Below are 15,964 nucleotides of genomic sequence, written 5' to 3' on the forward strand. Positions count from 1 at the left end.
GCACCGGCGCCTCGGGCTGCTCCAGCGCCGCGGCGAGGCTCAGCCAGTCGCGGCCGCGCGCGCGCATCCCGGCCAGCGCCTCGGGTCCTCCTCCTGCCTTCAGCCCGCTCATCAGGTTCATCAGCCGGTTGAGCCAGCGCGAAGGCACCGTCTCGGCCTCGGCATCGCGGGTGGCGCGGCTCAGCACCACCTCGGGCGCGGCCACCGCCTGACTGTAATCGTGCGCCGACAGGCCGATCCGCCGCTCGGGCAGAAGAAGCCCGGCCTTCAGCCGCATCTGCCGGTTGAGCCACGGATCGGGCGGCGGCAGCTGCGGCCATGTCCCGTCGTTCAGCCCGCCGAGGATCACGAGATCCGCCCCCTGCACGCGCGCCTCGAGCGTGCCCCAGATCATCAGGTCGGGCCGGGCCTGCACCGCCTCGCGCACCTCGCCGCGGGCGAGGATCGCCTCGAAGAGGTCGGTATAGTCGGCCGGCGTCAGCTCGCCCCCGTGGGGCGCCTCGCGGCGCAGCTCCTCGACGGCGGCGCGGGCCGCCTCGCCCGCCTCCTTCAGCCAGAGCTCGCCCGTCGTGGTGCCCGCGGGCCCCGCGGCCAGCGCCTCGGCCAACGCCAGATGCGCGGCCACATGATCGGCGAGCGGCCGTGGCCCCGCCGCGTCCAACCCCTCGATCAGCCCGCCCAGCCAGCGCGCCCAGTCCGCCACCCCGTCCGCGGGCCGCGTGCTGGCCCAGAGCGCGAGATCGGCCTCCGCCGGAAAGGGCGGACCCTTCCGGCGGAGGTGCAGCTCCAGATCCCGGGTCCAGCGCAGGTGGTTGCCGCGGTCCGCGCCGGTCGCGGTCAGCGGATGTTTCAGCAGGGTGAGCAGGGCCTCGCCGGTCAGCCGCCGGCCGAAGAGCCGGGCCACATGGCGCAGGAAGCGCCCCGGCGCCGACAGCGCGAGCGGCTTGCCCGCGGAATCGTCCGGCACGATCCCCCAGCGGTCCAGCGCCGCCGCCACCTGCCGCGTGAGCCCCCGGTCCGAGGTGATGAGCGCCGCGCGGCGCCCCTCCTCGGCGGCCTTCCTCAGGATCATCGCCACCGCCAACGCCTCGGCCCGCGGGCCCGGCGCCTCGATGAGCGTCATGCCGCGCGCGGCCTCGGCAAGCCCGCTGAGGTGCCGGCCCTCGGTCAGCCACTGGTCGGTGACGGGCGCGGGCCGCAGCGAGAGCGAGATCAGCCGGTTCCGGTCCGGGCTGGGCGGGATCTCGTCGGTCCAGCGGCCGACCTCGGCGGGGCCCGCGCCCACGAGGCCCATCAGCCGGTGAAAGCGGAACTGCGGGTGATCCTCGGCCGTCAGCGCGTCGTCCATCCCCTCCCAGACCGCGGCGGGCAGGTCGAAGTCGAAGCCGGGCAGCACGAGCGCCCCCTGCGGCAGCCGCGCCACCGCCTGCATGAAGAGGCTGGTCGTGCCCCGCGAGCCGGTCGAGCCCGCGACGATCACCGGATGATCGGGCGGCGCCTCGGCCCAGCGCACAGCGATCCGCTCGACCGCCATCCGCGCCAGCGCCTGCGCATCGGGCGCGTCCGCGCCGAACATCGGCGCCACGATCGCCATGAAGGCCTGCGTCCGCTGCCAGTGCGCCGAATGGTCGGCCACATCGAGCCGCGCGATGGCCTCGGGCGGCACGCCTTCGCCCTGCATCTCGTCGATGAGCTCGGCCAGGCTGTCCGACAGGTCGAAGAGCGCCGAGCGCGGCGCGATGTCGGGCTGTGCCTCGATCAGCCGGGCCACGAGCTGCGCAAGCTCGAGCCTGCGGCGCAGCGGCGGAACGGGGGCGGGCAGGCCCGGCACCGGCGGCAGCTCGGTCACGAGGCGGATGCGCGGCAGGAAGCCCGCGCCCTCGGCCGTCATCAGCTCGGTGACCCGCCGCCGCATCCGCTGCGTGTTGACGTAAAGCTCGACCCGCGCCATGGCCTCGGGCGCGGCCCCCGCCGTGCGCGCGCGAAGGCCACGCACCAGTGCTGCGGGAAAATCCACGCCCGGCGGCAGGCCGAAGAGGCGGGGGCCGGGAGTGTCAAACATCGGCAAGCATCGCCTCGGCCGCGGCGATCCCCTCGGGCCGCCCCACGTCGCACCAGCCGCCGCGATGGATCAGGCCATGGGCCGTGCCCGCGGCGATCATCGCATCCCAGATCAGATTGAGCGAGAACTTGGCCTCGGCGACGGCGGCGAGCCGGTCGGTCCGCAGGATCTGCGCGCCCAGATAGGTGTAGCCCGGTGCGCCCCGCGCCCGGGCGAGACGCCCCGCCGCATCCATGGTGAAATCGCCCGGCGCGGGGCCCGAGGGTGCCAGCAGAAGGAGCGCCTCCATCCCGTCGCGCCAGCCCGCCGCCAGCTCGTCCAGCGGGTTCTCTCCGGTCCAGACCGCGTCGCTGTTCAGCGTATGGACCGGGCCATCCCCCAGAAGCGGCAGAGCCCGGCGCAGCCCGCCGCCGGTCTCGAGGATCTCCTCCTCGTGCGAGACGAGGGCGCGGCCCGCCAGATGCGCGGTCAGGCTTTCGGGCAGATAGTGGGTGTTGGCCACGATGCGCGAAACGCCCGCCGCCTCGGCCAGCGCCAGCGCGTGATCGATCAGCGGCCGGCCCGCGACCTCGATCATCGGCTTCGGCCGGGTGGCGGTCAGGGCGCCCATGCGCGTCCCGAAACCCGCCGCGAAAATCATCACCGCCTCCGGCCGCATTGCGCGCGGATCCTTTCCAGAACGGCCGGAGCGGGCTCCGGCAGGAGGGCGCGGCATTCGGCCGCCAGCGGCGCGAGCGCGGGATGGCCGAGATTGCGCCAGAGCTGGCCCCAGACCCGCGGGATCAGCGCGACATAACCGGGTTTGCCCGCCACGAGGCAGAGCCGGGCGAAGATGCCGAGGATCCGCAGCGCCCGCTGCGCGCCGAGAACCGCATAGGCGGCCCCGAAGGCCTGCGGCTCGGCCCCCGTGGCCGCGGCGAAGCGGGCGATCATCGCGCGCTCGACCGGCTCGGGCACGTCGCGGCGCGCGTCCTGCAGGAGCGAGACGAGATCGTAGCCCGGCTGGCCCATCTGGGCGAGCTGGAAGTCGAGGAGCCCCACCCGCGCGAGGCCGGCGCGGTCGGGCAGCCAGAGCAGGTTCTCGGCGTGATAGTCGCGCAGGATCAGCACGCGCGGCCCGTCGGCATGGCGGAGGAGCGCCTCCTCGAGCAGGGTCGTGAAGCGCGCGGCATCGGGGGCCGTCCCGGTGGCGGCGCGCACATACCAGTCGGGCGCCATGGCCGCGGCGCGGGCCCAGTCGGCCGCCGAGAGGTCCGGCAGGCCCGCGGGCGCGGGCGCGCGCTGAAGATGGACCAGCACATCGGTCGCCGCAGCATAGAGGTCCGCCTCGTCCGCGCCGGAGCGGTCCAGCAGGCGCGCAAAGAGCCCGTCGCCCAGATCCTCGAGAAGCAGGAAGCCGTTCGCGAGATCCTGCGCCAGCACGGCGGGCGGCGAGAGGCCCAGCCCGCCGAGATGGGCCGCGATGGCCACGAAGGCCGCCGGATCGTCGCCTTTGCCGGGCGGGGCATCCATCAGGACGGCGGTCTCTGCGCCCCGATGCAGCCGCTCGTAGCTGCGGTCCGAGGCATCGCCTGCCAGATGGCGCCGCTCGGCCGCGCCCCAGCCTGCCCGCGCGAGAAAGGCCGCAGCCTGCGCGGCGCGGCCGGAGGGCGCCAGATCAGCCATGCCACGCCTCCGACAATGCCGCGAGCAGGCCCGGTCGTCCGCCTGAAAGGGTCGCACGACGGCCCTCGCCCTCGGCCTCGAGCCGCAGGCAGAGCGCGCCGGGCGGGGCGAGGTCGCCCAGCCGGTCCGGCCATTCGACGAGGCAGACGGCGGTCGCGAAGGCCGCCTCGAGCCCCAGTTCCAGCACCTCGTCGGGATGGGTCAGCCGGTAGAGATCGGCGTGCCAGATCTCGTGCCCCGGCGCCTCGTAGGTCTGGACCAGCGTGAAGGTGGGCGAGGGCACCTCCTCCTCGTGCCCCAGCGCCGCGCGGATCAGCGCGCGGGCGAGATGGGTCTTGCCCGCGCCGATGGGCCCCTCGAGCAGAAGCACGTCGCCCGGCCGCAGGAGGCGGGCGAGGGCCGCGCCCAGACGGGCGGTATCCTCTTCCGAGGCAAGCGCGAGAAGGAGCGGGGCGGGATCCGGCATGGCCGAGACCATGCCCAGAGCCGCGCCCCGGCGCAAGGGGAGGCGGATCCACGGCGCAGCCCCGCCCCGAAGTCCCGCGGTCCTGATCGGCCGGGCTGCCGCGGAATCGCACGGGCGGCGGCGCGGCGGGCGCTCCGCCGGCCTCGCCATCGTGCCCGCCTGCGCGGTGCTCCTGCCCCATCTGCGCAGTCACGACCGGCCGTCCACGTCCCGCCCGGCACAGGCCCTTTTCTCATGCCCGGCCAGCTGTCGGACCGCAACCCGGCCTGCCGGCGCTCCCGCCCGGGGCGGGCGTCAGGCCGTGCGCAGGTTCGCAGGATCGGCCGCCTCTGCGGCGCGGGTTTCGAGGATGCGGAACAGAACGAGGGTCGCCCCGCCGGTCAGCGGTGCAAAGCGGCAGGAGACAAGGCGGCCATCCTCGAGCCGGATCTCGCCCGACCAGGGGTCGCGCGGACCAAGCTCGGCGAGGAAACGCTCGGCCTCGATCCAGATCGGCGAGGGGCTGCTGCGCGCGCGCCACTGCTCGCAGAGCTGCACGGCGACGCCCCCGCCCACCGTTTCCACCGGATCGTGGCCCCAGAGGGCCCCGTAGGCCGCGTTCGTCATCACGAGATCGCCCGCGGGCGAGAAGACGGCGATCGCATCCTCCATCGCATCCACCACCGCCTGCCCGAGTTCCAGATCGGCCCGGTAGCGGCGGGTCCGCGTCATCTCGGTCGAGATATCCTCGAACATGAGCGCCAGAGCCCCGTTCGGATGCGGCCGGCCGATCACGCGGTAGGTCTGGCCCGACGGCAGGCTCCAGGTGTCGACATAGAGCCCGCTCGCGGCCGCCTTCTCGAGCTCGAGGATCTGGCGGCGCCAGCTCGGGTAATCCTTGGGCTCGGGGATCATCTGCCGGTCCCGCAGGGCCTCGAGAAAGGAGAAGAGCGAGGGTTGCAGCGCCAGCATGTCGGGCGGCAGGCCGGTGAGATCGAGGAGCGCCGGATTGAAGAGGGCGAGCTTGCGGTGCTGGTCGAAGATCGCAAGCCCGATGGGCAGATGGGCAAAGGTCTTGGCGAGGGTCTGCATGAAGTCGCGGAGCGTGGCCTCGGCCTGAACCGCCGCATCGGCGGGAAGGGCGAAGAGGAGCCGCCCGGCCGGATCGGCAAAGCTCTCGAGATCGAACCACCGGTCGACGCCCTTGACCTCGATCTTCTGGCGCTGGCGCGGGGCGCCCTGAGCCGAGGCTGCCCGGTCGAACAGCCGGGGGAGCGGCCAGCTCAGGTCCCGGTCGGGCGGAAGCCGCTGGGCGGCCTCGTGCAGATAGGCGGCATTGGCCCAGATCACCTCGCCCCCGGCGCTCTCGCGCCACATCATCAGCGGCGCCTGCGCCACCGTCGCGCGCAGCTGGTCGAGCTCTTCCGCCAGCGCACGCTGCGAGAGATGGTCCATCCGGGGCCGCTCGGCGCTGGACGGGTCGTCGATGGTGAGCCGCGTGATGCCCCCCCGCATCTCTGCCGTCAGGAGAAGCGGCTCGCCCTCGCCCGCGGAGGCGAGCGTGAAGCGCCCGTCTCCCGCCAGCCGCGACAGGCGCGCCTCGAGATCGGGAAAGCGCGGCACGAGGTAGGCAAGGAGCCGGAGCCAGGGCCCGCCGCGCGCGGGCGAGAGGGCGAGGATCGCGCGGGCGCCCGGCGTCGCGTCGAGCAGGGTCTCGCCGTCGAAGAGGAAGACCGTGCCGCCCTGCGGATCCGAGAAGACGCCCTCGGACCGCCGGCCCGCGCGGGCTTGCAGGAGGCTTGCCAGAACCACGGCCGCCGAAGCCGCCGCGACCGCGGTCAGGATCAGCCCCAATGCGAGCGGCCAATCGAAGTTCATCCGATCTCCCCCTGTCGCAAGCCCTGCGGGCAGCTTGCCGAGAGGAAGGTTAAGGGGCCGTTAATGGAGCCCGGACGGGCGGCGGGGCTGCCGCTCCCGGCAGGGTCGGGCGCGGCCTCCGGCGCCGGATCAGGTCTGGATCAGGACGTTCTCGCCCAGCGGCGCGTTGCGGACCACCACCAGCCTGTCGACCGGCCAGATCACCTCGACGATGGCCCCGCAGCGTTCGGGCCGCTCGTGGCTGCGCAGGAAGGGATCGGCGGCGTTGGCGAAGCTCAGTTCGGCGCCGGACCGCTCCAGAAGCGTCTTGGCGATGAAGAGCCCCAGGCCCATGCCCTCATAGCCCGGCCGGCGCGACTGGCTCTCTTCGGCGCGACGCTGCCGCACGAAGGGATCGCCGATGCGGCCGATGATCGCGGGCGCATAGCCCTCGCCATCGTCCACGATCCGGATCGCGATCCGGTCGCCCGTCCATTCGCCGTCGATCCAGACCGTGGAGCGGGCGAAATCGACGGCGTTCTGAATGAGGTTGCGCAGCCCGTGGATCACCTCGGGACGGCGCAGGATCACCGGCTGGCGCTCGTCGCCGCCACGGCTGGGATAGAGGTCGAACTCCACCTGCTTGCCGCGCCCGACATGGGGCTCGGCCGCCTCGCGCAGCACCTCGCCCAGAGGGGCCTGCCGCATCTGCAGATCGTCCTTCCCGGCCCGGCCCATCGAGCGGAGGATGTCGCGGCAGCGGTCGGCCTGCTCGCGGATCAGTTCCGCATCGTCGCGCAGCGCGGGCTGCTCGGAGAGCTCCTCGGCAAGCTCCGAACTCACCAGCTTGATCGTGGCGAGCGGCGTGCCGAGCTCGTGCGCGGCCGCGGCCACCACCCCGCCGAGATCCGTCAGCTTCTGCTCGCGGTCGAGCGCCATCTGCGTGGCCAGAAGCGCATCCGACATCGAGCGGATCTCGATGGCGACCCGCCGGGAATAGAGGCCGAGGAACAGGATGCCGATGACGATGGCGAGCCAGAAGCCGAATTCGAACATGCGCGGCACGGACAGGCTCGACCCGTCGGCGAGGATCAGCGGCAGGTGGAAATAGGCCGTGAAGGTCAGAAGACCGATCGCGATGGCCCCGAGAATGACGGTCGTGCGCAGCTCGAGCGCGAGCGCCGAGATGGTGACGGGCGCGAGGATCAGGAGCGCAAACGGGTTGGTGAGCCCCCCGGTCAGGAACAGCAGGAACGACAGCTGCGTGAGGTCGAAGAGCAGGATCATCAGCGCCTGGAACTCGGTCAGGCGGCGGTTCTGCGGGAAGACGAAGGTCGCGATCACGTTCGCGATGACGGAGGCGCCGACGGCCATGAAGCAGAGCCCCATCGGCAGGCGGACCCCCAGATACCAGTCGGTCACGACGATGGCGGCGAGCTGTCCCGCCACCGCCATCCAGCGCAGGAGGATCAGGGTGCGCAGCCGCACCCAGTCGCCGCGGGTGTCACGGTTCAGAATGCCGTCGGGACCGAGTATCATTGCAGCTCATGCCACTTTGCCTGTATCGGAACCTTGTTAGGTTGCCGTGCCCGCGGGATCAATCGGCAACCGCAAGCAGGAGGATCATCTGATGACGAAGCTCTATGCCGGGGTCGCGGCGGCGGCCATCGCAGCGCTTCTTGCGGGCTCGGCGGCGTGGGTCTTCCTCGGCAGATCCGAAGACCGGTTCGCGGGGTGCGGCGCCAATCAGGTGGCGGGCGGCGCCATCGGCGGGCCCTTCACGCTGGTCGATCAGGAGGGCCGCACCGTGACCGACCGCGAGGTTCTGGCAAAGCCCTCGCTCGTCTATTTCGGCTATACGTTCTGCCCCGACGTCTGCCCCTTCGACATGGCGCGCAATGCGCAGGCCGTGGACATCCTGACGGAATGGGGCATCGAGGTCACGCCGGTCTTCATCTCGATCGATCCCAAGCGCGACACGCCCGAACAGCTGAAGTTCTTCGCCGAGGCGATCCATCCCGACACGGTCGCGCTGACCGGCACGGAAGAGCAGGTGAAGGCCGCCTCGCAGGCCTACAAGACCTTCTACCGGGTGCAGGAGTCCGACGACGACTTTTACCTCGTCGATCACTCGACCTTCACCTATTTCATGCTGCCCGAGACAGGCTTCGTCGACTTCTTCAAGCGCGAAGACACGCCCGAACAGATCGCCGAGCGAATTTCGTGCTTCGTGAATGACAGCAATGTGTCAACTTCCTTTGACGCTCGGACGCAGAAGTCCTATCAAGCATCCAGGGGAAAGCAGATGGGCGACAATCATGGCTGAGGATCTGGTATTCGAACTCGGGGCCGACAGGTCCCTGCTTCTCGTGGACGATGACGAGCCCTTCCTGAAGCGGCTTGCCAAGGCGATGGAGAAGCGGGGCTTCGTTCTCGAAACGGCACAGAGCGTCGCGGAAGGCAAGGCGATCGCCCAGGCGCGTCCGCCGGCCTATGCGGTGGTGGACCTGCGGCTCGAGGACGGCAACGGGCTCGATGTGGTCGAGGTGCTGCGCGAGCGCCGGCCCGATTGCCGCATCGTCGTGCTGACGGGCTACGGCGCCATTGCGACGGCGGTCGCCGCCGTGAAGATCGGCGCCACGGACTACCTGTCCAAGCCCGCCGACGCCAACGAGGTGACGCATGCGCTGCTCGCCAAGGGCGAGAGCCTGCCGCCGCCGCCGGAAAATCCGATGTCGGCCGACCGCGTGCGGTGGGAGCACATCCAGCGCATCTACGAAATGTGCGACCGCAACGTCTCGGAGACCGCCCGGCGGCTCAACATGCACCGGCGGACGCTGCAGCGCATCCTGGCAAAGCGCAGCCCGCGCTGAAGCATCCGTATCGGCGGAAGAGAGGGCGGCGGCCGGGGGCCTGCCGCCTTTTCCATTGGCAGGCGGAAGGGCATCGGGATCGGCTCTGGGTATTGGACTACCCGAAAGTGCAATGGCTCCGTGCAATTTCTTGCCCGCCAGGCAGATAAATGTGGAATTTCTCAGGCCACCGGATTGACCTTTTTACGAAACCGTAAAATGAATTGAGTGATGGTTCGTTTTAACGGGAAGAATGAATGGATATCGATCTCGACTCCATGAGCCTCAAGGAACTGAAGTCGCTGCAGGCCCAGGTGGCGAAAGCGATCTCGACCTACGAGGACCGCCGGAAGCGGGACGCGCTGGCCGAACTGGAAGAAAAGGCCCGTGAACTCGGCTTCTCCCTTTCGGAACTGACGGGAACCGCAGGGACCAAACGGCGCGCCGCCGCTCAGCCGAAATACGCCAATCCGGAAAACCCTTCGGACACCTGGTCGGGCCGCGGGCGCAAGCCGCGCTGGTTCGAGGCTGCGATCAAGTCGGGCAAGCCCGCCGAAAGCATGGCGATCTGACGTCAGGCGCCCTAGAGCGCCGACAGAAGCTCTTGGTGCCGGGCGGTATAGGCCGCCCGCACCTCAACAGGCGGCCTCAGGCGGATTTCCAGCCCGTCGAGGACAGCTTCGGCCGGCCGACCGAAGAAACGGGTCGCCTCTGCCTCGGTGAAACCCGCAATCTGCACCGCCTCGAGCCAGGCCGAGATCCGATCGGCCTTCTTGATGTCGCGCTTCACCTGAAGCGGCAATTGGGCAGGCAATCCGAATCGGAGGTGGATGGCCGCCGCAAGCCGCGCATCCAGGTCGCTGTATTGCGGGCCGATGGCATCCTTCACCGGGCTGATCATGTCTCCGATGACATATTCCGGCGCATCGTGCAGCAGCGCGGCAAGCCGCCAGCGCGTCTGAACCCTGGGTTGAGAGCGCCCCAGGATCTCCTCGACCAGCAGCGAATGTTCGGCCACGGAAAAGGCGAAGTCGCCGCGGGTCTGGCCGTTCCAGCGCGCCACGAAGGCCAGACCGTGGGCGATGTCCTCGATCTCGATATCCATGGGCGTCGGATCGAGCAGATCGAGCCGCCGCCCCGAAAGCATCCGCTGCCAGGCCCGTTTCACCGGATCACCGTCAGGTCGGATGGAAAGCGGCCCAGATAGCGGGCAAGTTTTGACGACGGCAGGAAATGCTTCATCAGCATCTTTCGCATTAGGCGTGACTCGGGCGAGAGTCCGCCGCTCACCGGAGCCCGCGGCCGGTCCGGGAAGTGATCGGCGATGAACCGATCGCAGATTTGGGCGAACCGCAGCGAGTACCGGCCTTTCCGATCCGCCCGGGGCTTCAGCGTCCCGATGAAGCGAACGATATGCGGATAACGCATCGTCGCGAACGGGCGCGCCGACCGGGAATAGGGCCAGTTCCACATCGGGCTGAGTCCGGCCCAATCGCCGCGAAGGACGGCATTGTAAAGGCTCTGGTCGTGCCGGATCATTCGCGAGGCCTCGCGCCGCCGAGTTCGATACACTGGCCGAAAAAGCTCATTTCGTTGTAGCGCGTCCCATCCATCAAGAGAAGGCCGGCACTGAAATTGGGAGCCCGCGGAACTGCTCGGCGCGGCGCCCGGGCGTGCGCCATTGGATAATGTCACGGACGCCGCCCCGCGGATGATTTCCGGGATCGAAGCCGAGGAGTGCTGTGAAATCGCCGCCCTGCACGAAAATGTCGGAATCGAGATAAATGATCCGATCATAGTCGGCGGCCAATGCCTGCGTCACCGCAAGCCGCAGACAGACATCGTGCGTCCGCACGGGATCGGGCCGCAGCCCGGTGAAGAGGCCGGTGGTGTCGATCCGGATCAGCCTGACATCGAGCGGCGAGAGGCTGCCCGGGACAACGATCGGCTCCTCGCCATGGCAGATGCAGATGTCGAAGGTGCGTCCGGGCGTCAGCCGGTCGATCCGCCCGGCGGCATGGAGCGCGAAGGGCAGACAGCCCGTGTTGCACCGGAAGATCATCGCCTGCCGCGACCGCGCCGGGCGCGACGCCTCCACTGTCATCCCCACGATTGCCCATTCCTCTCTGGCCCCGAATGCCTCGAACGCCGCAGGGCGCGCGGATTGCTCCGATCCTGCGTCGATGCTAAGGCAGGGCCAATTCAGTGATCAGGAGCCGAAAGCCATGGCCGATTTCATCGTCAAGGATCTATCGCTCGCCGACTTCGGGCGCAAGGAACTGGACATCGCCGAGACCGAGATGCCGGGCCTGATGGCTCTGCGCGAGGAGTTCGGCGCCTCCAAACCCCTCAAGGGGGCTCGCATCGCGGGCTCGCTGCACATGACCGTCCAGACCGCGGTGCTGATCGAGACGCTCGTGGCGCTCGGCGCCGACGTCCGCTGGGCCTCGTGCAACATCTTCTCGACCCAGGACCATGCCGCCGCCGCCATCGCCGCCTCGGGCGTGCCGGTCTTCGCGATCAAGGGCGAGACGCTCGAGGACTATTGGGCCTATACCGACAAGATCTTCCAGTTCGCCGACGGCACCTGCAACATGATCCTCGACGACGGGGGGGATGCCACGCTCTACATCCTGCTCGGTGCGCGGGTCGAGGCGGGCGAGACCGACCTCATCGCCGTGCCGCAATCGGATGAGGAGGTCTGCCTCTTCAACCAGATCAGGAAGCGCATGGCCGAGACGCCCGGCTGGTTCACGAAGCAGCGCGACGCGATCAAGGGTGTGTCGGAAGAGACCACCACGGGCGTGCACCGCCTCTATGACCTGCACAAGAAGGGCCTGCTGCCCTTCCCCGCGATCAACGTGAACGACAGCGTCACCAAGTCGAAGTTCGACAACAAGTACGGCTGCAAGGAATCGCTCGTGGACGGCATCCGCCGCGCGACCGACGTGATGATGGCGGGCAAGGTCGCCGTGGTCTGCGGCTATGGCGATGTGGGCAAGGGCTCGGCCGCCAGCCTGCGGGGCGCGGGCGCCCGCGTGAAGGTGACCGAGGTCGATCCGATCTGCGCGCTGCAGGCCGCCATGGACGGGTTCGAGGTCGTGGTGCTCGAGGATGTGGTGCAGGATGCCGACATCTTCATCACCACCACCGGCAACCGCGACGTGATCCGCATCGAGCACATGCGCGAGATGAAGGACATGGCGATCGTCGGCAACATCGGCCATTTCGACAATGAGATCCAGGTCGCTGCGCTGAAGAACCACAAATGGACCAACATCAAGGACCAGGTGGACATGATCGAGATGCCCTCGGGCAGCCGGATCATCCTGCTGTCCGAGGGGCGGCTGCTGAACCTCGGCAATGCCACCGGCCACCCGTCCTTCGTGATGTCGGCCTCCTTCACCAACCAGGTGCTGGCGCAGATCGAGCTCTGGACCAAGGGCGCGGACTATCAGCCGGGCGTCTATATCCTGCCCAAGGCGCTCGACGAGAAGGTGGCGCGGCTGCATCTGAAGAAGATTGGCGTGAAACTGACCGAACTGCGCCCCGAGCAGGCCGACTATATCGGCGTGAAGGTCGAGGGGCCGTTCAAGGCCGAGCATTACCGCTACTGACCGCAGTCGCGGATGCGGAGGGGGCCGTCGGGAAACCGGCGGCCCTTTCTGCTGGCGTCGGCGCGACGGCAAGAGGGGGGCTGCGCGCCCCCCGTCCGGCCCCCGGGGGCCGGACTCCCCCGCGGGATATTTGGGCAGAGTGAAAGCGGGGGTCGGTCAGGCGGTCTCGCCGAAGCCGAAGGTCTGGGTGACGTAGTCGATGTCCTTGTCGCCGCGCCCCGAGAGGTTGACGAGGATCGACTTGCCCGCATGGGCCTTCGCCTCGCGCATGGCGAAGGCCACGGCATGGGCACTTTCCAGGGCGGGGATGATGCCCTCGTGGCGCGAGAGGGCGAAGAAGGCCGCGAGCGCCTCGCGGTCGTCGGCGCCGGTATAGGTCACGCGCCCCGAGCGGTGCAGGAAGGCGTGCTCGGGGCCGACGCCCGGATAATCGAGGCCGGAGGCCACGGTATGGACCGGCGCCGGATTGCCCTCGGCATCCTTCAGCACCATGGTGCGGAAGCCGTGGATGTCGCCGTCCTCGCCGTAGGCGATCGTCGCCGCATGGTCGCCGAGCTTCGAGGAGGTGCCGCAGGGCTCGATCCCGTAAAGCGCCACCTCGTCGTCGAGGAAGCCCGAGAAGATCCCCATCGCGTTGGATCCGCCGCCCACGCAGGCCGCCACCATGTCGGGCAGCTCGCCCGTCATCTCGAGGAACTGCTCGCGCGCCTCGACCCCCACCACATGCTGGAAGTCGCGCACCATCATCGGGAACGGATGCGGACCCACGACCGAGCCGATGGCGAAGAGCGCCGTGTCGGCCTGGGCGAGGTAGCTCTGGAAGCAGCTGTCGACGGCCTCCTTCAGCGAGCGGCCGCCGAAGCCCACCGGCACCACCGTGGCGCCCAGAAGCTTCATGCGCGTGACGTTCGGCGCCTCCTTGGCGATGTCGATCTCGCCCATGTGGATCTCGCATTCCATGCCGAAATAGGCCGCGGCCGTGGCCAGCGCCACGCCGTGCTGGCCGGCGCCCGTCTCGGCCATCAGCTTCGTCTTGCCCATGAAGCGGGCGAGCAGCCCCTCGGCCATGCAGTGGTTGAGCTTGTGGGCGCCCGTGTGGTTCAGATCCTCGCGCTTGGCATAGATCTGGGCGCCGCCGCAGAGGCCCGAGAGGTTCTTCAGGTGGGAGACCGGCGTGGGCCGGCCCTGGAAATGCTTGCGGATGTAGCGCAGCTCCGCGATGAAATCGGCCGATTTCGAGATCCGGCCATAGGCCTCGCGGATCGCCGCGAAATGGGGCTCGAGCGGGGGCGGCAGCATGGCGCCTCCGTAGGGGCCGAAGAAGCCGTCGTGGGTCGGGTGGGATTTCAGATAGGCGCTCATGCCGCCGCTCCTCCTTGGAACTGTCGCGGCACTATCCCCTGCGCGGCGCGCCTCTGCCAGACCGGGCATGGTCGCAGGGGGAGAATATCCCTTTGCGCTTGCGGGCGCCGGCGCGGATGGCGGCGCGCTCGGGGGCATTCGAGTCGAATGCGCGATGCTTGGACTTTGCGCCGAGCCTGCGAGTCGGGCTAGCTTGTCCCTTGCGGGCAGGATGCCCCGGGGACTGTTCAGGACACATGAGGGCCGGGTGGGCGCGTGTGGGGTGAATGGAGGGTCCCTGCTGGGGTGGGATCCTCCATTTCCGTGACAGGCCGACCGCCTCAGAGACCGCCCATCTCGCAGATCGTGCGCCATTCCGCCTCGCTCACCGGCTGCACCGAGAGGCGGGAGTTGGTCACGAGCACCATCTGGGACAGCCGCGGCTCGGCCTTGATCGCCTCGAGCGTCACGGGCTTCGGCAGGGGCTCGACCGCGCGGACCGTCACGCAGTCCCAGCGCGGATCGTCGGCGGTGGAATCGGGCGCGGAGAGGCGGCAGACCTCGACGATCCCCACCACCTCCTTGCCGATGTTGGAATGGTAGAAGAAGCCACGGTCGCCGAGCTGCATCGCCCGCATGTGGTTGCGCGCCTGATAGTTGCGCACGCCCGTCCATTCCTCGCCCTCGGCGCCCTTCGCCACCTGCTGATCCCAGGACCAGGCGTCGGGCTCGGACTTGAACAGCCAGCAGGCCATCAGCCCACCACCTTCTTCCATTCCGAGAGGGAGACGCTCTCGAAGAGGCCCGCCTGCGCGTAGGGATCGCCCGCGGCCCAGGCCTCGGCCTCGGCCAGCGAGCCCACCTCGAGCACCAGGAGCGAGCCGGTCATCTGCCCCTCGGGGTTCAGGAACGGGCCCGCCATCTCGACCACGCCGGTTTCGGCGATGTAGGCCAGATGGGCCGAGCGGTTGTCGAGCCGGGTCTGGAGCGCACCGGCCTTGTCGGTGCAGATGAGGGCCACGCGCATGGTCTACTCCTGTTTCAGGGGGCGGGACAAAAGGGACTGGATGGCCTGCGGCAGGGTCACGCGCCCCTCGACGAGCGCATCGACCATGGCGGTGATCGGCATGTCGATCCCGTGGCGGACGGCGAGGCCCGCCACGGCCCGCGCCGTCGCGCGGCCCTCGACGGTCACGCTGCCGTCGAACGCCGCACCCGCGCCGAGCGCCTGGCCGTAGCGGAAGTTCCGCGACTGGTCCGAGGTGCAGGTCAGGACCAGATCGCCCAGGCCCGAAAGGCCCGCGAGCGTCTCGGGCCGGGCGCCGAGCGCAAGGGCCAGCCGCTGCATTTCGGCATAGCCCCGCGTCATCAGCGCGGCCCGCGCCGACTGGCCGAGGCCCGCGCCGATCACCACGCCCGCGGCGATGGCGATCACGTTCTTCAGCGCGCCGCCGAGCTCGGCCCCCACCGTATCGGTCGTCCGGTAGAGCCGCAGCGCCGCGGTCGACAGCTGGCGCTGCAGGGCCTCGCCTGCGGCCTCGTCCTGGGTGGCGAGCGTGAGCGCCGTGGGCAGCCCGCGCGCGATGTCGGCCGCGAAGCTCGGGCCCGTGAGGATGGCGGCCGGGCTGCCCGGACAGGCTTCGGCGATGAGCCCCGTCGGCCCGAGGCCGGTGGCGAGATCGACGCCCTTGCAGCAGGCGACAAGCGCGCGTCCCCGAAGCCGCGCCGCCTCGGCCCGCAAGAGCCCTCCCAGCGCCTGCATCGGCACGGCCAGCAGCACCGTCTCGGCCAGCGCCTCGCCGAGATCGGCAGTGAGCCGGACCTGCTCCGGCAGATCGACGGCGAGCCGGGGCGCGCCGCCGCGCGCCCAGAGCGTCACCGGCTGCTCGCGCCCGAGCGTCACCGCGAGGGCCGTGCCGAAGGCGCCTGCGCCGAGAATGCCGATCATGCCTTGGCCCCCTTCTTGCCCGAGCCGATCAGCGCGGGTGCGCTGCGGTCGAGCGGCCAGCGCGGGCGGGCGGAAAGCTCCATCCCGTCGCGGCCGCCGGCGCGGAACCGCTCGATCCCGGCCCAGGCGATCATCGCCGCATTGTCGGTGCAGAGCCGGAGCGGCGGGGCGAGGAAG

General features: G+C 69.9%; 17 protein-coding genes and 1 pseudogene. 4 read left to right on the forward strand and 14 right to left on the reverse strand.

Annotated elements, in window-relative coordinates:
* The 6 genes from addB to regB form a co-directional block, all read right to left on the reverse strand.
* Positions 1-2,062 (reverse strand): double-strand break repair protein AddB (gene addB / locus A9O63_RS16170; protein WP_069332863.1); only part of this gene is annotated, 2,062 nt, incomplete at its 3' end.
* Positions 2,055-2,720 carry a nucleotidyltransferase family protein gene (locus tag A9O63_RS16175; protein ID WP_069332864.1) on the reverse strand — a complete coding sequence of 222 codons (666 nt, stop codon included), beginning with the start codon at positions 2,718-2,720 and terminating at the stop codon, positions 2,055-2,057. The genes addB and A9O63_RS16175, both read right to left, overlap by 8 nt.
* The gene (locus A9O63_RS16180) at positions 2,702-3,727 is read right to left on the reverse strand and encodes an aminoglycoside phosphotransferase family protein (RefSeq protein ID WP_069332865.1); all 1,026 of its coding nucleotides are present in this window, start codon (positions 3,725-3,727) and stop codon (positions 2,702-2,704) included. Before A9O63_RS16180 ends, A9O63_RS16175 begins: the two co-directional genes overlap by 19 nt.
* Positions 3,720-4,205 (reverse strand): tRNA (adenosine(37)-N6)-threonylcarbamoyltransferase complex ATPase subunit type 1 TsaE, encoded by a 486-nt coding sequence (gene tsaE / locus A9O63_RS16185; protein ID WP_069332866.1) that lies wholly within the window; start codon positions 4,203-4,205, stop codon positions 3,720-3,722. Before tsaE ends, A9O63_RS16180 begins: the two co-directional genes overlap by 8 nt.
* A gap of 282 nt (positions 4,206-4,487) precedes the next feature.
* Positions 4,488-6,050 (reverse strand): PAS-domain containing protein, encoded by a 1,563-nt coding sequence (locus A9O63_RS16190; RefSeq protein ID WP_069332867.1) that lies wholly within the window; start codon positions 6,048-6,050, stop codon positions 4,488-4,490.
* A 129-nt stretch (positions 6,051-6,179) separates the two neighbouring features.
* Entirely contained in the window at positions 6,180-7,568 is a 1,389-nt protein-coding gene (gene regB, locus A9O63_RS16195) for a sensor histidine kinase RegB (RefSeq protein ID WP_069332868.1), read from the reverse strand.
* 91 nt (positions 7,569-7,659) lie between these two features.
* Here regB and A9O63_RS16200 point away from each other — a divergent pair, with 91 nt between their 5' ends.
* The 3 genes from A9O63_RS16200 to A9O63_RS16210 all read left to right on the forward strand — a co-directional run bounded on the left by A9O63_RS16200 (position 7,660) and on the right by A9O63_RS16210 (position 9,453).
* The gene (locus tag A9O63_RS16200) at positions 7,660-8,355 is read left to right on the forward strand and encodes an SCO family protein (protein WP_069332869.1); all 696 of its coding nucleotides are present in this window, start codon (positions 7,660-7,662) and stop codon (positions 8,353-8,355) included.
* Positions 8,348-8,902 carry an ActR/PrrA/RegA family redox response regulator transcription factor gene (locus A9O63_RS16205; protein ID WP_002722225.1) on the forward strand — a complete coding sequence of 185 codons (555 nt, stop codon included), beginning with the start codon at positions 8,348-8,350 and terminating at the stop codon, positions 8,900-8,902. Before A9O63_RS16200 ends, A9O63_RS16205 begins: the two co-directional genes overlap by 8 nt.
* Before the next feature lie 236 nt (positions 8,903-9,138).
* On the forward strand, positions 9,139-9,453 hold the full coding sequence (locus A9O63_RS16210; protein ID WP_069332870.1) for an H-NS histone family protein: 315 nt from the start codon (positions 9,139-9,141) through the stop codon (positions 9,451-9,453).
* Between the two features lie 11 nt (positions 9,454-9,464).
* On the opposite strand, the gene A9O63_RS16215 is transcribed toward A9O63_RS16210, so the two are convergent.
* From A9O63_RS16215 to A9O63_RS23590, 3 genes are read right to left on the reverse strand one after another with little or no spacing between them, the layout of a single operon-like run.
* Positions 9,465-10,028 (reverse strand): HD domain-containing protein, encoded by a 564-nt coding sequence (locus A9O63_RS16215; RefSeq protein ID WP_069332875.1) that lies wholly within the window; start codon positions 10,026-10,028, stop codon positions 9,465-9,467.
* A 17-nt stretch (positions 10,029-10,045) separates the two neighbouring features.
* On the reverse strand, positions 10,046-10,576 hold the full coding sequence (locus tag A9O63_RS23585) for a glycosyltransferase (RefSeq protein WP_268874944.1): 531 nt from the start codon (positions 10,574-10,576) through the stop codon (positions 10,046-10,048).
* Positions 10,494-10,985 carry a glycosyltransferase gene (locus A9O63_RS23590; RefSeq protein ID WP_268874945.1) on the reverse strand — a complete coding sequence of 164 codons (492 nt, stop codon included), beginning with the start codon at positions 10,983-10,985 and terminating at the stop codon, positions 10,494-10,496. The genes A9O63_RS23585 and A9O63_RS23590 overlap by 83 nt, the downstream gene beginning before the upstream one ends.
* Positions 10,986-11,106: 121 nt before the next feature.
* Between A9O63_RS23590 and ahcY the strand changes: the two genes are divergently transcribed.
* A complete protein-coding gene (ahcY, locus tag A9O63_RS16225; protein WP_002722208.1) occupies positions 11,107-12,498 on the forward strand; it encodes an adenosylhomocysteinase in 1,392 nt (463 codons plus the stop codon).
* 156 nt (positions 12,499-12,654) lie between these two features.
* Here ahcY and trpB read toward each other — a convergent pair whose 3' ends face one another.
* The 5 genes and pseudogenes from trpB to A9O63_RS16250 all read right to left on the reverse strand — a co-directional run.
* Positions 12,655-13,860 (reverse strand): tryptophan synthase subunit beta, encoded by a 1,206-nt coding sequence (gene trpB, locus A9O63_RS16230; protein WP_069332871.1) that lies wholly within the window; start codon positions 13,858-13,860, stop codon positions 12,655-12,657.
* A 320-nt stretch (positions 13,861-14,180) separates the two neighbouring features.
* Positions 14,181-14,594: an EVE domain-containing protein gene (locus tag A9O63_RS16235; protein ID WP_069332872.1), complete on the reverse strand. Its 414-nt coding sequence runs from the start codon at positions 14,592-14,594 to the stop codon at positions 14,181-14,183.
* Positions 14,594-14,866 (reverse strand): YciI family protein, encoded by a 273-nt coding sequence (locus A9O63_RS16240; RefSeq protein WP_069332873.1) that lies wholly within the window; start codon positions 14,864-14,866, stop codon positions 14,594-14,596. The genes A9O63_RS16235 and A9O63_RS16240 overlap by 1 nt, the downstream gene beginning before the upstream one ends.
* Before the next feature lie 3 nt (positions 14,867-14,869).
* A complete protein-coding gene (locus tag A9O63_RS16245; RefSeq protein WP_069332874.1) occupies positions 14,870-15,787 on the reverse strand; it encodes an NAD(P)H-dependent glycerol-3-phosphate dehydrogenase in 918 nt (305 codons plus the stop codon).
* Positions 15,784-15,964: pseudogene (locus A9O63_RS16250) on the reverse strand (tRNA (adenosine(37)-N6)-threonylcarbamoyltransferase complex transferase subunit TsaD); the annotation flags it as partial. The gene A9O63_RS16245 and the pseudogene A9O63_RS16250, both read right to left, overlap by 4 nt.

It is taken from the genome of Cereibacter johrii, from assembly GCF_001720585.1.
GTDB lineage: Bacteria > Pseudomonadota > Alphaproteobacteria > Rhodobacterales > Rhodobacteraceae > Cereibacter_A > Cereibacter_A johrii.

Coding starts and splice junctions, on each gene's coding strand:
- A9O63_RS16245 (WP_069332874.1), bottom strand. CDS start 15,787: ATGATCGGCATTCTCGGCGCAGGCGCCTTCGGCACGGCCCTCGCGGTG.
- A9O63_RS23590 (WP_268874945.1), bottom strand. CDS start 10,985: ATGACAGTGGAGGCGTCGCGCCCGGCGCGGTCGCGGCAGGCGATGATC.
- A9O63_RS16215 (WP_069332875.1), bottom strand. CDS start 10,028: ATGCTTTCGGGGCGGCGGCTCGATCTGCTCGATCCGACGCCCATGGAT.
- A9O63_RS16200 (WP_069332869.1), top strand. CDS start 7,660: ATGACGAAGCTCTATGCCGGGGTCGCGGCGGCGGCCATCGCAGCGCTT.
- A9O63_RS16210 (WP_069332870.1), top strand. CDS start 9,139: ATGGATATCGATCTCGACTCCATGAGCCTCAAGGAACTGAAGTCGCTG.
- trpB (WP_069332871.1), bottom strand. CDS start 13,860: ATGAGCGCCTATCTGAAATCCCACCCGACCCACGACGGCTTCTTCGGC.
- A9O63_RS16180 (WP_069332865.1), bottom strand. CDS start 3,727: ATGGCTGATCTGGCGCCCTCCGGCCGCGCCGCGCAGGCTGCGGCCTTT.
- A9O63_RS16240 (WP_069332873.1), bottom strand. CDS start 14,866: ATGCGCGTGGCCCTCATCTGCACCGACAAGGCCGGTGCGCTCCAGACC.
- ahcY (WP_002722208.1), top strand. CDS start 11,107: ATGGCCGATTTCATCGTCAAGGATCTATCGCTCGCCGACTTCGGGCGC.
- tsaE (WP_069332866.1), bottom strand. CDS start 4,205: ATGGTCTCGGCCATGCCGGATCCCGCCCCGCTCCTTCTCGCGCTTGCC.
- A9O63_RS16205 (WP_002722225.1), top strand. CDS start 8,348: ATGGCTGAGGATCTGGTATTCGAACTCGGGGCCGACAGGTCCCTGCTT.
- regB (WP_069332868.1), bottom strand. CDS start 7,568: ATGATACTCGGTCCCGACGGCATTCTGAACCGTGACACCCGCGGCGAC.
- A9O63_RS16175 (WP_069332864.1), bottom strand. CDS start 2,720: ATGCGGCCGGAGGCGGTGATGATTTTCGCGGCGGGTTTCGGGACGCGC.
- A9O63_RS16235 (WP_069332872.1), bottom strand. CDS start 14,594: ATGGCCTGCTGGCTGTTCAAGTCCGAGCCCGACGCCTGGTCCTGGGAT.
- A9O63_RS16190 (WP_069332867.1), bottom strand. CDS start 6,050: ATGAACTTCGATTGGCCGCTCGCATTGGGGCTGATCCTGACCGCGGTC.